This is a genomic window from Pseudomonas sp. MWU12-2037 (assembly GCF_023242345.1).
Lineage (GTDB): Bacteria > Pseudomonadota > Gammaproteobacteria > Pseudomonadales > Pseudomonadaceae > Aquipseudomonas > Aquipseudomonas gingeri_D.
In genome coordinates, this window is sequence record NZ_JALLIZ010000005.1 from 80,634 (window position 1) to 94,125 (window position 13,492).

Annotated in this window: 12 protein-coding genes; 4 read left to right on the forward strand and 8 right to left on the reverse strand. The window is 62.5% G+C overall.

The genetic code is table 11. From position 1 onward, the window contains the following. The first annotated feature begins 42 nt into the window (after positions 1-42). A complete protein-coding gene (locus tag M5B42_RS10780) occupies positions 43-1,584 on the forward strand; it encodes an FAD-dependent oxidoreductase (protein WP_248745791.1) in 1,542 nt (513 codons plus the stop codon). Here the strand turns inward: M5B42_RS10780 and antC are convergent. Genes antC through antA form a run of 3 tightly spaced genes read right to left on the reverse strand, consistent with a single transcriptional unit; the run spans position 1,548 to position 4,494 of the window. Next, positions 1,548-2,579: an anthranilate 1,2-dioxygenase electron transfer component AntC gene (gene antC / locus M5B42_RS10785; protein WP_248745792.1), complete on the reverse strand. Its 1,032-nt coding sequence runs from the start codon at positions 2,577-2,579 to the stop codon at positions 1,548-1,550. The genes M5B42_RS10780 and antC overlap by 37 nt on opposite strands. A gap of 17 nt (positions 2,580-2,596) precedes the next feature. Continuing rightward, the gene (gene antB, locus M5B42_RS10790; RefSeq protein ID WP_103494335.1) at positions 2,597-3,088 is read right to left on the reverse strand and encodes an anthranilate 1,2-dioxygenase small subunit; all 492 of its coding nucleotides are present in this window, start codon (positions 3,086-3,088) and stop codon (positions 2,597-2,599) included. A 2-nt stretch (positions 3,089-3,090) separates the two neighbouring features. Then, positions 3,091-4,494 carry an anthranilate 1,2-dioxygenase large subunit gene (antA, locus tag M5B42_RS10795; protein ID WP_248745793.1) on the reverse strand — a complete coding sequence of 468 codons (1,404 nt, stop codon included), beginning with the start codon at positions 4,492-4,494 and terminating at the stop codon, positions 3,091-3,093. Between the two features lie 268 nt (positions 4,495-4,762). Here antA and M5B42_RS10800 point away from each other — a divergent pair, with 268 nt between their 5' ends. Beyond that, positions 4,763-5,773 carry an AraC family transcriptional regulator gene (locus tag M5B42_RS10800; RefSeq protein ID WP_103494337.1) on the forward strand — a complete coding sequence of 337 codons (1,011 nt, stop codon included), beginning with the start codon at positions 4,763-4,765 and terminating at the stop codon, positions 5,771-5,773. A 270-nt stretch (positions 5,774-6,043) separates the two neighbouring features. Continuing rightward, positions 6,044-7,237 carry a chromate efflux transporter gene (chrA, locus tag M5B42_RS10805; RefSeq protein WP_248745998.1) on the forward strand — a complete coding sequence of 398 codons (1,194 nt, stop codon included), beginning with the start codon at positions 6,044-6,046 and terminating at the stop codon, positions 7,235-7,237. 40 nt (positions 7,238-7,277) lie between these two features. On the opposite strand, the gene M5B42_RS10810 is transcribed toward chrA, so the two are convergent. From M5B42_RS10810 to M5B42_RS10820, 3 genes are read right to left on the reverse strand one after another with little or no spacing between them, the layout of a single operon-like run. Then, positions 7,278-9,665, reverse strand: coding sequence for a serine hydrolase (locus tag M5B42_RS10810; protein WP_248745794.1), 2,388 nt, complete (start codon positions 9,663-9,665; stop codon positions 7,278-7,280). Next, positions 9,617-10,885, reverse strand: a complete 1,269-nt coding sequence (locus tag M5B42_RS10815) for a putative glycoside hydrolase (protein WP_248745795.1) — start codon at positions 10,883-10,885, stop codon at positions 9,617-9,619. The genes M5B42_RS10810 and M5B42_RS10815 overlap by 49 nt, the downstream gene beginning before the upstream one ends. Beyond that, entirely contained in the window at positions 10,882-11,694 is an 813-nt protein-coding gene (locus M5B42_RS10820) for a polysaccharide deacetylase family protein (RefSeq protein WP_248745796.1), read from the reverse strand. The genes M5B42_RS10815 and M5B42_RS10820 overlap by 4 nt, the downstream gene beginning before the upstream one ends. A gap of 212 nt (positions 11,695-11,906) precedes the next feature. Here M5B42_RS10820 and M5B42_RS10825 point away from each other — a divergent pair, with 212 nt between their 5' ends. Continuing rightward, a complete protein-coding gene (locus M5B42_RS10825; protein ID WP_248745797.1) occupies positions 11,907-12,467 on the forward strand; it encodes a nitroreductase family protein in 561 nt (186 codons plus the stop codon). 23 nt (positions 12,468-12,490) lie between these two features. Here the strand turns inward: M5B42_RS10825 and M5B42_RS10830 are convergent, their stop codons facing one another. Both M5B42_RS10830 and M5B42_RS10835 read right to left on the reverse strand, forming a co-directional pair. After that, positions 12,491-12,895 carry a hypothetical protein gene (locus tag M5B42_RS10830; protein WP_177099207.1) on the reverse strand — a complete coding sequence of 135 codons (405 nt, stop codon included), beginning with the start codon at positions 12,893-12,895 and terminating at the stop codon, positions 12,491-12,493. Positions 12,896-12,929: 34 nt separating this feature from the next. After that, the gene (locus M5B42_RS10835) at positions 12,930-13,403 is read right to left on the reverse strand and encodes a Spy/CpxP family protein refolding chaperone (protein WP_349292774.1); all 474 of its coding nucleotides are present in this window, start codon (positions 13,401-13,403) and stop codon (positions 12,930-12,932) included. Positions 13,404-13,492: the final 89 nt, after the last annotated feature.

Below are 13,492 nucleotides of genomic sequence, written 5' to 3' on the forward strand. Positions count from 1 at the left end.
GACTAACACTGATATGTGCAAATTACACATATCGAGGTCGAGATGAAAGCGCAGTGTGAAGTCGATGTACTGATCTGTGGTGCGGGGGCGGCGGGTCTGACGTTGGCGATTGACCTGGCGCGAAGGGGGATTTCCTTTCGCCTGATCGAGAAAATGGATGGCCCGTTCGGCGGTTCCCGTGGCAAGGGCATTCAACCCAGGACCCAGGAAGTCTTCGAGGATCTTGGCATTCTGGACCGGCTTGTCGCGGCGGGCGGGGTATACCCGCTGCAACGGCATTACCGCGACGATGGCGGTTACAGCGATTCCGATCTTATGGAACCTAATGACACGACGCCGGGCGAGCCTTATCAACTGCCGCTGATGGTGCCGCAATTCCTCACCGAGGGCGTTATGCGCGAGCGTCTGCTTGAGCTGGGGCGGCAGCCTGAATTCGGTTGTGAGCTGGTCGCTTTCGAGCAGGACGCGGACGGCGTTACGGCGCAGCTTTCGGGCCCTTCCGGCGAACAGAGTCTGCGCGCGCGCTGGCTGGTGGGTGCCGATGGCGGTCGCAGTTTTGTGCGCAATGCCCTTGGCATCGGCTTCCCGGGCAAGACCCTGGGCGTTCGCGCCATCGTCGCCGATGTGCTGCTGACGGGGCTTGCGCGGGATGTCTGGCACTGTTTCAACGATGGCGACATGCAGCGGCAGCTTTTTCTTTGCCCGCTCGCCGGGACCGAAATGTTCCAGATACAGGGGCCAATTCCGCTCGACGTCGATGTCGACCTTGGCGTCCAAGGGCTGGCAGCCATGGTGGCCGAGCGTACAGGGCGCGACGATATCCAGATCCGGTCCGTGTCCTGGGCATCGGCGTACAACATGAATGCACGGCTGGCGGATCACTACCGTGTCGGTCGGGTGTTCCTCGTCGGGGATGCCGCGCATATCCATCCGCCGACCGGTGGCCAGGGCCTCAATACCAGCGTGCAGGATGCCTACAATCTGGGTTGGAAGCTGGCGGCGGTGGCGCAGGGGGCGCCCGATACCTTGCTCGATACCTACGAGGAAGAACGTCGGCCGGTGGCGGCCGCGATGCTCGGGTTGGCAACCAGGCTGCTCGATGCCCAGACCCGAGGCCAGATGCGCCGTGGCCGGGAAGTGCACCAGCTCGATATCGGTTATCCCGAGTCCTCGCTTGCGCTGGGAAAGGCCATATCTGCCAGCGGCGTGGTCGCCGGCGACCGTGCCCCGGATGCCCCGGTCCGGGGGGCCGCCGGTCAATCGAGCCGACTGTTCGAACTGTTCCGAGGCGGGCATTGGACGCTGCTGGGCTATCAGGTCGAGCGTGGTTCGGTGCAACCACGCCCGGGCCTGCATATCCATGTTTTCGGTCCGCACGGTGACGTGTTCGACTCGGGAGGCCACTTTCACGACGCCTATCATCCGGCGGTCGGCGATTGGCTGCTGGTGCGGCCGGATGGCTACATTGGGGCGATTATCGCGTCCGGGGAGGAGGCGATGCTGGAGGCCTACCTTGAACAGGTCGGGCTCGGCAGCGCGGTCGCTGGTCAGGTCCCCGAGTTGCTGTCGATAAACTTCTCGTAATAGAGATGAAAGCCGTCGACATCCTGTTCGGTCAACCACGTTTTGACCGCCTCTATCATCGGCGGCGGACCACACAAGTAAATGTCGAATGGATTGGCGTTCATGGCCTGGCGATCAAAGTGTTCGGGAATTCGCCCTGTCTTGCCTGGCCATTCCGCCGCCGGCTGGCTGACCACCAGGTGATACTCGAAACCTTCGATGCGGGTTTGATAGTCCGCCAGGCGACTCAGTTCGCACAAATCAGTGTGCTGGTTGACGCCATAGAACAGCTTGATGGGGTGTTGGCATCCGCCCCTGTCGGCAATCTCGTCGAGCATGCCGAGAAACGCCGAAAGGCCCGTGCCGCCCGCCACCATCACCAGCGGCTTGTTGACCTCGCGCAGATAGAAACTGCCCAGCGGGGCCTCGAACTCCAGCGCTTGCCCAGGTTCACAACGTTCGCGGATAAAGTTGCTCATCACACCCTCCGGCAGCAGCCGAATAAGGAATTGCAACTGATTGCCCGGGTTGGGCCGGTTGGCGAAGGAATAGGAGCGCCAGGCATCGGTGCCGGGCACCTTCAGGCGCGCGTATTGGCCGGGCAGGAAATCCAGCAGCCGCTCGCTGGAACTGGCGTCGACATGCAGGATCGCGGTGGTGCCGGAAACCTGCTCGACCTTGGCGATAACGGCCTGTATGCGCTGGGTGGCGCCGGCATTGCACAGGCTTGAATCGAAGTCGAAGTAAAAGGATGCCGCGGACTGCACGCGGGTCTGGCACGAAAGCATCCTGCCTTGCGCCAGATCGGTGTCGCTGAACACTTCGTCGTCGACATAGTCCTGTGTGTACTGGCCGGACTCACAGCTCCCCTGGCAGGTGCCACAGACACCTTCGCGACAATCCAGGGGAATGTTCACACCGTTGCGCAGGGCCGCATCGAGCAGCAATTCGTTGGCCTTGACCTCAAAAAACGAGGTCTTGCCGTCGGCAAAATTGAAAGCCACTTTGTGGGTCATGGCGCGTACTCCGTGGCTTACAGGTGGTAGAAATCGAGCACTGAATTGATCGTGTCGTTGAGCAGCAGCACATGCTTGCGGGCAATCTTCCAGCTCTCGCCGTCGGGCCGCAGGCGGTAGGTGGCGCGGCCGTAGAACTGCTCGGAAGTGGCCATGCGGTAGTACAGCGTCTGCCAGTTGACCCTGACCTCCAGCTCATCGTTTTCCAGCGCCGCGATGCGCACATTGTTGACCATGTGCAAGGTGCGCGGCATCGGGATGGTCGAGGCGGCCTTGCCGGTGCGCAGGCGGAATACCCGATCTTCCAGGCCACCGCGGTTGGCGTAGTAGATCAGCGACATGCCTTTCTTCGGATCGGTGGTGTAGACGTGCTCCGAGTCCCATTGCGGCAGGTGGAACTCGCTGTCCTCGCTGAACAGCTCGAGGTAGGCGTCCCAGTCCTGGGCATCGCAGAGTTCGGCCTTGCGGTAAAGAAATTGCTCCACACGGTATTGCAGTTGCGAATTCATGCTTACACCTCGCGCAGTTGCAGGGGTTGTTCTTCGGCGGCCTTGCGCGCCAGGCCTTCGAGCAGGAAGCGCTGCCAGTTGCCGTGCTGGTTGACGTAGAGCCCTTCGTGGGTGAATTCGGTTCCGGTCAGGGCCGGTTCGATGCCGAGGGTTTCACTGTTGCGGGTCGGCCCGGTAACCCATTTGTCGTGGCCGCGGGAGATGTCACTCCAGCGCTCCAGGCGAGCCTGGAAGCCGCGTTGGGCTTCACGGAATTCCACCAGGTCGTCGGGGGTACCGAGGCCGGAGACATTGAAGAAATCTTCGAACTGGCGAATACGGTTTTCGCGATCGGCATCCGACTCGCCTTTGACTCCCAGGCAGAAGCTGTGGATCTCGGTCTTGTTCCAGGCCAGGGGACGAATGATCCGCAACTGCGAGCTGATCTGGTCGAGGAAAAACATGCTCGGATAGACGTTCAGGTTGCGCAGGCGATGCATCATCCACTCGGCCTTGTCCTGGCCATACTCCTCGATCAGGCGCGGCATGATGGTGGCGTAACCAGGGCGCACCGCCGGGTTGGGCGTATCGCTGAACAGCAGGCTGTGGCCGTTGTTGAAGGAGAACCAGCCATCGTCGGTCTCGGCATCGCCGGCGCCCAGTTTGCTGTAGTCCAGGGTGTCGCCCGAAGCGGTGCCTTTTTCGGCGTTGACCTGTTGGCGATGCTGCACCGTGGCGACATAGTTGTAGTGCACGGTACTGACGTGATAACCGTCCAGGCCGTTTTCGTTCTGCAGCTTCCAGTTGCCGTCATAGGTGTAGGACGACTTGCCGGGCAGCACTTCCAGCTCGCCAGTGGCCGATTGCGCCACCATCATGTCGAAGAACACCCTGGCGTCGCCCAGGTAGTCTTGCAGGCTGTCGTTGCCGTCGACATCCAGGCTGACGAAGACAAAACCCTTGTAGCTTTCGATACGGGCTTTTTTCAGGCCGCGGGTGGCCTTGTCGAAACCCTCGGGGTACTCACCCGGCGCCTTGACCTTGACCAGGCGGCCATCGCTCTTGTAGCACCAGGCGTGGAAAGGGCAGGTGAAGGTCGACTGGTTGCCCTTGCCGACGCGGGTCAGGGTCGTGCCGCGATGCTGGCAGGCGTTGATCAGGGCGTTGAGGCGACCTTCGCCGTCGCGGGTGATGATCAACGGCTGGCGACCGGCACGCATCGTCATGAAGTCGTGTTTGTGGGCGATCTCGCTTTCGTGACAGGCGTAGATCCAGTTCTTCTCGAAGATCAGTTCCATCTCGAGATCGAACAGTTCAGGCTCGGTGAACATTTCCCGGGCGATACGGTAGATGCCTTCCACCGGACGGAAGTCCAGGCAACCCTGGATGAAGGTCTGCCATTGGGCGACGCTTTTCGAATAATGCATGAGTCGGTACCTGTTTCATCGGGCGAATCGGTACCTGCATTTAAAGTGGCCGCCAGCCTTGCGGTCTATCCGCATAGTTGGCGAAGACAGTCCGGAAATTTTGTGGCCGGTAATCGCACACTAAATGCCGGAAACAAGGTCGTCTGCTCACCGGATGACACCCGACGCCCGCCTATTATGTAACGATGACTTGGCGCGGGGATTGCTTCTATACCCGCGAACGTGCCGTCAGAGCGCGTACCGATAAAAGCCTTGTTGAGTAACGCCGATGAGTAGCAAACCCGAACATCATTTTCGAGACATTCATGCCGATCGCTTCGATCTGGCCGGGGCGCACTCATGGATGTCGGCTATCTGCGGCCCCCATTTGCTCTATGCGAGCAAACCCGACAGCATCCAGTTCCACCACAGTGGCAACGTGCTCAAGTCGATGTCGACCACCCTGGGCATCATCGAATACGGCACCGATGTCACGGTCGGCGTCACCGACGTCGACAGCTTCAACAGCTACAGCCTGAGCCTGCCCTTGAGCGGTGAGCAGGAACTGAGCAGGGGCGGGGTGCTGTTACGCTCTGATCGTGATCATGGCGTCATCGTTTCGCCTAACCAGAGCCAGCAATTGAGCATCACCGGCGACTGCCGCAAGCTGCAGGTGGTCATCACCCGCAGTGCCATGCGCAAGACCCTGGAAGACATGTTGCAGCATCCCTTGGACACCCCGCTGTGTTTCGAGCCCGAAATGGATGCGGTGACCGGGTCCGTTGCCTCGTGGTGGCGCACGGTCAGGCACTTTATCGAGGAAATGGAGCGCAGTGAGCTGTACGGCCAGTTGCTGTTCAATCGTGACCTGGAGAGCGCCTTGCTCAAGGGCCTGATCCTGTCCCAGCCGCACAACTACTCCACCGAGCTGCGCGAACGTCTGGGCATCAAGCTGCCGCACTACCTGGTTCGCGCCAAGGACTTCATTCATGCCCATGCCCGTGACGCGCTGAACCTCGACGATATCGAGGCCGCCGCCGGGGTGTCGCGTTTCAAGTTGTTCGAAGATTTCAGGAAGTACTTCGAAATGTCGCCCATGGCTTACCTGAAGAAATACCGCCTGATGGGTGTCCGCCAGGAAATCCTTGAAGATCGCTCGGCCCACAATATCTCGGTGATCGCGATGGGCTGGGGGTTCAGCCATCTGGGGCGGTTTTCCTGCGAATACCGCAAGCTGTTCGATGAGACGCCGAGCATGACCCTGCAGCGGGTCGATGCCCGGCGTGACAGGTCCTTGTAAGGGGCTCCGGCAATAGGCTCCGTGTCGGGTGTCAGGCCCCGATGGATTTCGGATCAGTGGCACCGCCCCAAGGGGGTCGACATGCTTGAGGTCAGACAGTAAGGCTCGCCCACATACATAGACTGAAACCTTTGATTGCCAGGCGGGTGGTCGATGGCACTGGATATTTCTTCTGTACTGCTGCGAGACTTGAGAGGCCAGCCAGCGGATAACCGCTGAATCACAGTGGCCAGCTTGGGAGTCTGTAGATTGTCAGTAGAACCTAATGCCATGGGCGGCAAGCCTGACTCCGCATGGTCGGTGTTCCTGGTGTTCTTGCGCCTGGGGCTGACCTCTTTCGGCGGTCCGATTGCGCATCTGGGCTATTTTCGCGAGGCGTTCGTGGTCCGACGCCAATGGCTCAGCGAGCAGAGTTATGTCGATCTGGTCGCCTTGTGCCAGTTTCTTCCGGGGCCCGCCAGTAGCCAGGTCGGCATTGGAGTAGGGCTTTCACGTGCCGGGCTTCGGGGGGCTGTCGCTGCGTGGGCCGGGTTCACCTTGCCGTCAGCTATCGTCCTGGTTCTGTTCGCCCAGGGGATGTCCATCTGGGGAAGTGCATTGCCCAGTGGCCTGCTGCACGGCCTCAAGATCGTCGCGGTGGCCGTGGTGGCTCAAGCGGTCTGGGGCATGGCGCGCAATCTTTGCACCGATGTGCCTCGGGTGACCATTACCGCCTTCGCTGCCTGCGCCGCCTTGCTGTGGCCCAATGCCTGGGGGCAGATCGGAGTGATCGTCTGCAGCGCTGTCATCGGTTTGCTGCTGTTCAAACCGGCTCAAGGTCGGGCGGCGGAGTCTTTGCCGATCTCGGTCAGTCGCAAAGCCGGGCTGATTTCGCTGGTGCTGTTCTTCGCCCTCTTGGTTGGCTTGCCGTTGGCGATCGAGGTCTGGCCTTCACCCTGGCTTGCCATGGTGAACGCCTTCTACCGTGCCGGTTCCTTGGTCTTTGGTGGCGGGCACGTGGTGCTGCCGTTGCTGCAGGCGGCCACGGTACCCAATGGTTGGGTCGCCAATGATACGTTTCTCGCCGGCTATGGCCTGGCGCAGGCGGTCCCGGGCCCACTCCTGACCTTTTCGGCTTTTCTCGGGGCCTCCATGAGCGTCCAGCTTTCGGGTTGGGCTGGCGCGACGCTGTGCCTCATCGCTATTTTCGTGCCTTCGTTCCTGCTGGTGATCGGTGTGTTGCCATTCTGGGAGCGCCTGCGGCACAGCGTGCGCACCCGGTCGGCGCTTGCCGGGGTTAACGCGGGGGTGGTCGGGTTGCTCCTGGCGGCCTTGTACAACCCGGTCTGGAGCAGCGCAATATTCAAGCCTCAGGACTTCGGTCTGGCGCTGCTGGCCCTGGTCGCCCTGATGTTCTGGAAGGTCCCGCCGTGGTTGGTCGTCCTCGGCTGTGGCTTGCTCGGATGGCTGCTAAGCGTTGTATAGGATGGCGGTGACGCTGCCGTCACCCAGGTGGCTGGCTCGCTCAGTAGCGCAAATTCTCCTGGCGCAGTCGCGCGAAGCGCTCAAGGGACGAGGCATCGAGCGCTTGCGCCGCGTCCGCTGCCGCGCCGTCGTGGATCGCTTGCCACACCGCTTGTGAACCGACCGACGCCCGGGTCGCCGCCAGATCGAAGGTGTCGGGGTAGAGCGCGTGCAGGGTGGTGAGCAGCGTCAAGCCGAGGCTGGCGACGGGACGCGGAGCGGCGGTGGTGTCGCGCACGATGCTGACGCCATGACAGAGTTGACCGCGCCAGGTCGACTCGGTGGGGACGAAATCGATCTTTTCGAAATGCATGCCTGTATCCAGTGCATTCAGCCTGTCTGCCAGTCGGCCGGCATCGATCCAGGGGGCGCCTATCCATTCGAACGGATGCGCTGTGCCGCGTCCGACACTCAAATTCGCACCTTCGAGCAAGCCGACTTCCGGGTACAGGTCCAGTTGCGGCAGCGTGCGCAGGTTCGGTGAGAGCGGCACCCAGCCCAGGCCTGTGTCGGCGAAGGTCATCGAGCGCCGGTAGCCTTGCATCGGCACGACGCGCAGGTCCGCGCCGATGTGCTTGTTGTGGTTGAACAGACTTGCCAGTTCGCCGACGGTCATGCCGGGGAGCAGCGGAAGCGGGAAATAACCGGTGAATGAGGTGTGGCGGCTGTCCAGCAGCGGCCCGCCGAAGCGCTGCCCGCCGAGCGGATCGGGGCGGTCCAGGACAAACAGCGGTATGCCTCGTGCCGCCGCGGCCTCAAGTGCGTAGCCCAGCGTGGTCTCGTAGGTAAAGAAACGCACGCCGGCATCCTGGATATCGAAGACCAGCGCATCCAGCCCCTGGAGCGAGCCGGCCGGGAAGCGCTGTGTCGCACCGTAGAGGCTATGGACGGTGAGGCCTGTGGCGCTGTCGAGGGTGTCGCCGACCCGCTCGTCGAGATCGGTGTTCAGCCCGTGCTCCGGCGAGAACAGTGCTGTCAGCCTGACGCCTGGCGCATGGGCGAGCACGTCGACGGTGCGCCGGCCGTTGGCGTCGAAGCCGCTGCGATTGGTGATCAGGCCCACGCGCAGGCCGGCGAGTGCTGCAAACTGCTGCGCCTCCAGTACGTCGATGCCGGTCTGCACCGGGCCGGTCGAGGTGGGCAACTGAGTGGCGGCCTGCAACGCCGGCCATGCCGACGGTTGCAATCGAGCGATTTGCGCGGTGCTGGTCGGTGTCGCCCGGCTGGCCAGCAGCGCGAGCAACTGGGCACGCAGCGGGCGCGCGTCACCGCGATCATTCGGATGCACGCGGTTGCTCAGGATGACGATGAACTGGTGTGTCTGGGTATCGATCCACAGGCCCGTGCCGGTATATCCGGTGTGGCCGAGCATGCCAATGGGCGGTAGACGATCACGATTGGGCACCAAGGGGGCGGCCAGTTCCCAGCCGAGTCCGCGCCACGGCGGGCTCGCGAGGGGCGAGGCGGCCGTGGCGAGTGCGCTAATGCTCTGCGGTCGCAGTATCGGCGTGCTGCCCACGCGTCCGTCGTTCAGTAGCATCTGCGCGAAGCGGGCGAGGTCGTCCGCCGTGGAAAACAGCCCGGCATTGCCGGAGACACCGCCCATCCATTGGGCGGTCGGATCGTGCACGCGGCCCTGGCGCATGCCGGCCTTGTCCGGGGTTGTCGGGGCACTGCGTGCCGCTCGCCGGACGTCCGGGAGAAAGAGCGTGTCGCGCATGCCGAGCGGAGCAAAGATATAAGCTTGGCAATAGGCATCGAGCGAACGGTGGCTGATCCGCTCGACCAGTTCGCCGAGGACCACGAAATTCAGGTCGCTGTAGATGACCCGTTCACCGGGTGCGCTGCGCGGAGACTCTGCGGCGATGGCCTTCAATACGCCTTCGCGGCCCGGCTGAGCGGGGCGTGCGGGCAGGCCCGCGCGTAGCCCGGAGGTGTGCGCCAACAGGTTGCGCACGGTTACCCTGTCCTTGCCGTGGGCCGCAAAGGCCGGCCAATAGTGTGCAACGGGGGCATCCAGGTCGAGGCGGCCGGTTTCGGCCAGTTGCATGATCGCCGTGGTGGTGGCGATGACCTTGGTCAGGGAGGCGAGGTCGAACTCGGTGTCCAGCGTCATCGGCTCAGGGGCCGGTAGGGTGGCGCGCTGTCCAAAGGCCTGGCGGTAGAACACATGGCTGGCGTCCCCGATCAGCACGACGGCCCCCGGGATACGCCTGGCGGCGATCTGCCCCTCGACGATCCGTGCGGCTTGCAGGCGAGCGGCCGCATCGAGGTCGGCGGCCCCGGCGATCTGTATTGTTGCCAGGCCGGCGAGGAGCACCGAGCCTTTCAGTGCCCCGATCAACGTTGCGGCAAATCGGCGGCGGCGTAGTGATTGTGCGGGTTCCATAACATCCATCCATCGCTGTCGGCGGCGTCGGCAGCCTTTATCTGGGCACTGATCGCGGCGGCGTCAAATACGCGATGATCGAATGCATAATCGCGAAAGGCTTGCAGCCACGGGCGAAAACGCACGCCTGGCAGGTGGGTGCGCTTCACGGCCTCCGCCAGGGAGCGCCTGACGACCTGGCCGGGATCGCTGACCGGGTTGCTCAGGCCCGGCAGTCCCCAGGTGAAACCGGATGGGTAGAGCATCGGCGAAATATAGTCCAGCGGTGCGCCGAGGGTTTCGAGTTGCTGGCCGATGGCGGTGTCGTCGAGATTCCAGCAAACATAGCCGAAGATGTCGGCGGAGACGAATACGTTGTAGGGCGCCAGTCGCGCGCGGGCGGCTTGCAGGAAACCGACGATCGCCGCTGTCCGGTTGCCCCGGGTATTCGGCTGGGCAAAGTGTAATCCGCCCTTGTCGGGAAAGCGCACATAGTCGAACTGGACTTCATCGAAGCCCATTTGTGCTGCCTCCTCGGCGATATCGAGATTGTGCTGCCAGACGTCGTGGGAAAACGGGTCCATCCATTGCAGCTTTTCGTTATCACGCCATGGCGCGCCTTGCGTGGTGTGCACGCTCCATTCCGGATGCGCGCTGGCGAGCGGGTCGTCCTTGAACACCACGATGCGCGCGATCAGGTACAAGTGTTGCGCATGCAGCCTGGCCAGCAGTGCCGGAAAGTCCTGTACCTGCGGTGCGCGCTCGGCCAGATGGGCGGTGGCGCCACTCTTCTCGCGGGCCGCGCTGTGATAGGGCGTCAGGCCGCGATCGCCCTTGACGTCGATTACCAGGGCATTGATGACCGTGCTCTGGGACAGGCTGACGGCCTGGTTGCGCAGGGTCGCGCTGGTCACGCCGAATACCGACAGATAGACCGCTTTCGGACGAAATGGGGTCAATACGAGGGTGATGGGCGTTTCGTCGGACACCTGGGCTTGCGCACGCAGGTACCCGGGCGCGCGAGCTCCGACGCTCGTGGCCGCCTGGGCGGTCTCGAAGCTCCCGTGCTCATCGGTGCGGGTGACGCCGGCCGAGGTGGTGATGATTGCGCCGACCAGTGGCTCCTGCGTGCTTGAGTCGAGCACGACGCCGCTCACGGCCAGGGCTTCCTGGCCTGTCAGCAGGGTGGCAACGGTGAGCAGCAGCGCAATCGCGTATCGCCTTGAGGAACGGAGGGTCATGGTGTGTTCCCCGCTGCGGGTGTCGTCGGGGTATCCGGTTCGCCGAGCAGGCGGGCGAACGCCCTGGCGCCATAGGCGTCGATCATCAGGAAGCGCGGCAGTGCCAGCAGCCGTGCGTGGCGGTCGGTCTTGCGGGCGTCGAGGGTGAAGGCGGCCACGTAGTGCTCTTCGGCGGCCAGTGCGAGCAATTCGTCGTCGTAGATGCCGTAAGGCCAGGCGAGCATGTCGATAGACGCGCCCGTTTGAGCCTCGAGACGGCGACGTGAATTGTCCAGTTGCGTGCGGACGAACTGCTGGAAGTCGGCGGGCGTACGCTGTTTGCGCTCGACCTTGAAATTGGGATGCCAGTAGGTGTGCGACTGGATGTCGAACAGCCCGCTCTGCTTCAGGGTCCGCAATTGCTCCCAGGTCAGCGCATAGGAAGCGTTCGAGATCGCCGATGGATAGATGAACAGCGTGACCGCAAAGCGATCGCGCAACACGATGGGCAGCAGTTTTTCGAAGACCGAACGATGCCCGTCGTCCACCGTGATCACCACCGGCTTCGGCGGCAGCGTCGCATGGGGATCGCGCAGCCAGTCGACCACCTCACGCAGCGGTACGATGTGATAGCCACGCTCGTGCAGGACCTGTAACTGGGCTTCGAAGGTGCTCATGCGCACGGTCATCGAGTCGTCCGCCGTTTCCGAGAAACGGTGGTAAACCAGGATCGCGACACGGGGTTCCGCGGGCGGTGTGACGCCGTCCGTGCCCCAGGCCAGTGCGCAGAGACCCGCCAGCACGACACACACCATGAATTTACCGCACATCTGAGCGCTCCTGCGCAAGTCACGCTCACTCGCGTCATCCGTCTCGCGAATGCGAGGCGGATTCAGTGTGTGTCGAGTCCGGCCGCGTCCATATGATGAAAGTCAAAGCCGTGTGACATGGCACTGTCCGGAGTGCTGACTTGATCTATATCAAGGTTAGCTCATCGTTGCCGCGCGACTGTGTGAAAGGACACTATCGGAGGTCTACGTTCATGAATATCGATGAGGCGATTTCGGGCCGTCGCTCGATACGCGAATACACCACGCAAGCCGTTGACGAACCGCTTATTCAGCGCTTGATCAATGCCGCCATCCAGGCGCCCAGCGCGGTCAACCAGCAACCGTGGACGTTCACGGTGATAAGTGATCAGGCGTTGCTGGATCGGATCTCTCGCGAGGCCAAGGCCCATATGCTCGCGACCATGCCCGCGGGAACCCTGTCCGAGCACTTCCATTCGGTGCTTAATGATGCGGATTTCCAGATATTCTATCAGGCACCGGTGCTCATCCTGATTTCGGGGAGCACCCAAGGCCAGTGGATGGTCGAAGATTGCGCATTGGCTGCCGAGAACCTGATGCTCGCCGCCTATGCCGAGGGGCTCGGCAGTTGCTGGATCGGGTTTGCCCAGCGTTTTCTCGATACGCCGGAGGGGAAGGGCCTGCTGGGGCTTCCCGCCGAATGGTTGCCGGTTGCGCCGATCATCCTGGGGCATCCCAAGTCCGTGCCGGCCCCGGTCCAGCGCAACGAGGCGCAGATCCGCTGGATTGGCTGAGCCGGACGATCAGACTGCTGGTCTTACTTGGGCGCGGGGGGGGTCGCCGGCACCATCCGCCAGCCTTCAGGACACTCGCGCACATAGGGGTAGTAGCCCTTGGCTGACGGACAGTAATACCAGTTTGCCGCAGAGGGCGTCGCGGGCGCGGTGACCACCGGCGGTGCTGCGATCACCACCGAGGGCGGGATATCCGGGTAGTAGTACTCAGGGGCCGGGTAGTAGTAGACCGGATAAGCCGGAGCGTAATACGGGCCGCTGAGACGTCCCGCCTCCCAACCCAGGCCCAGGCCAAGCGCCAGCCCCCACCAACCCGCGCCACCTCGATAACCGCCTCCACGCGGTGCGGCGCTGGCCGGTACCGCGAGACTGGTAGCGATCACAAGCATGCCCACGAGAACGCAACGTTTTACCGAATCGATATTCATGATCTCTGTCCAATAATGGAACGTTCAGTGGCGCCTATTGTTCGACGGTTTCGTCGCGGTCTTCTTCCAGCGCCGGGGTGAGCGATTGCATGGGCATCTGCCAACCATCGGCGGCGGAGGCCCGGTGGTGCATCACTGTCCAGAACAGATCGAAAATGGTCTTCTGTTCGGCGGCCAAGGTGTCGTAGAAGGCCTGGGTACGCACCTGCGCCGCATCCAGGCGTACCAGGTGGGCCTGCATCCACTGGGTCTGGGCGCGCAGGCGCTCTATGCCCCTGGCCATTCTTTCCGGCGTGGTCTGGTCAACCAGTGCCTTCGGGGCGGCGGCGTCCTTTTCACCTTCGCCGTTGTCCTTTTTCAGTTGCTCCTTGGCATCGGCCAGGACCCCTGACGACCAGGTCTCCCAGGCCGGCAATTGCTCCGCTTTCAGATTCAGTTTGCCTTTGAGATCGTCAAGGGTCAGTTGGGTATGTTTGATCCAGTCGAACTCCGAATGGAGTTTGAACATCCCCCCTGACGCTGGCATTTGTGGATTCGCCATGACCTGGGTGGAGGGCAACAGAAAAGCGCTGGCTGCCACCAACAAGCATTGAGCGA

Coding starts and splice junctions, on each gene's coding strand:
- antA (WP_248745793.1), bottom strand. CDS start 4,494: ATGCATTATTCGAAAAGCGTCGCCCAATGGCAGACCTTCATCCAGGGT.
- antB (WP_103494335.1), bottom strand. CDS start 3,088: ATGAATTCGCAACTGCAATACCGTGTGGAGCAATTTCTTTACCGCAAG.
- M5B42_RS10810 (WP_248745794.1), bottom strand. CDS start 9,665: ATGGAACCCGCACAATCACTACGCCGCCGCCGATTTGCCGCAACGTTG.
- M5B42_RS10815 (WP_248745795.1), bottom strand. CDS start 10,885: ATGACCCTCCGTTCCTCAAGGCGATACGCGATTGCGCTGCTGCTCACC.
- M5B42_RS10835 (WP_349292774.1), bottom strand. CDS start 13,403: ATGTTCAAACTCCATTCGGAGTTCGACTGGATCAAACATACCCAACTG.
- chrA (WP_248745998.1), top strand. CDS start 6,044: ATGGGCGGCAAGCCTGACTCCGCATGGTCGGTGTTCCTGGTGTTCTTG.
- M5B42_RS10800 (WP_103494337.1), top strand. CDS start 4,763: ATGAGTAGCAAACCCGAACATCATTTTCGAGACATTCATGCCGATCGC.
- M5B42_RS10830 (WP_177099207.1), bottom strand. CDS start 12,895: ATGAATATCGATTCGGTAAAACGTTGCGTTCTCGTGGGCATGCTTGTG.
- antC (WP_248745792.1), bottom strand. CDS start 2,579: ATGACCCACAAAGTGGCTTTCAATTTTGCCGACGGCAAGACCTCGTTT.
- M5B42_RS10825 (WP_248745797.1), top strand. CDS start 11,907: ATGAATATCGATGAGGCGATTTCGGGCCGTCGCTCGATACGCGAATAC.
- M5B42_RS10820 (WP_248745796.1), bottom strand. CDS start 11,694: ATGTGCGGTAAATTCATGGTGTGTGTCGTGCTGGCGGGTCTCTGCGCA.
- M5B42_RS10780 (WP_248745791.1), top strand. CDS start 43: ATGAAAGCGCAGTGTGAAGTCGATGTACTGATCTGTGGTGCGGGGGCG.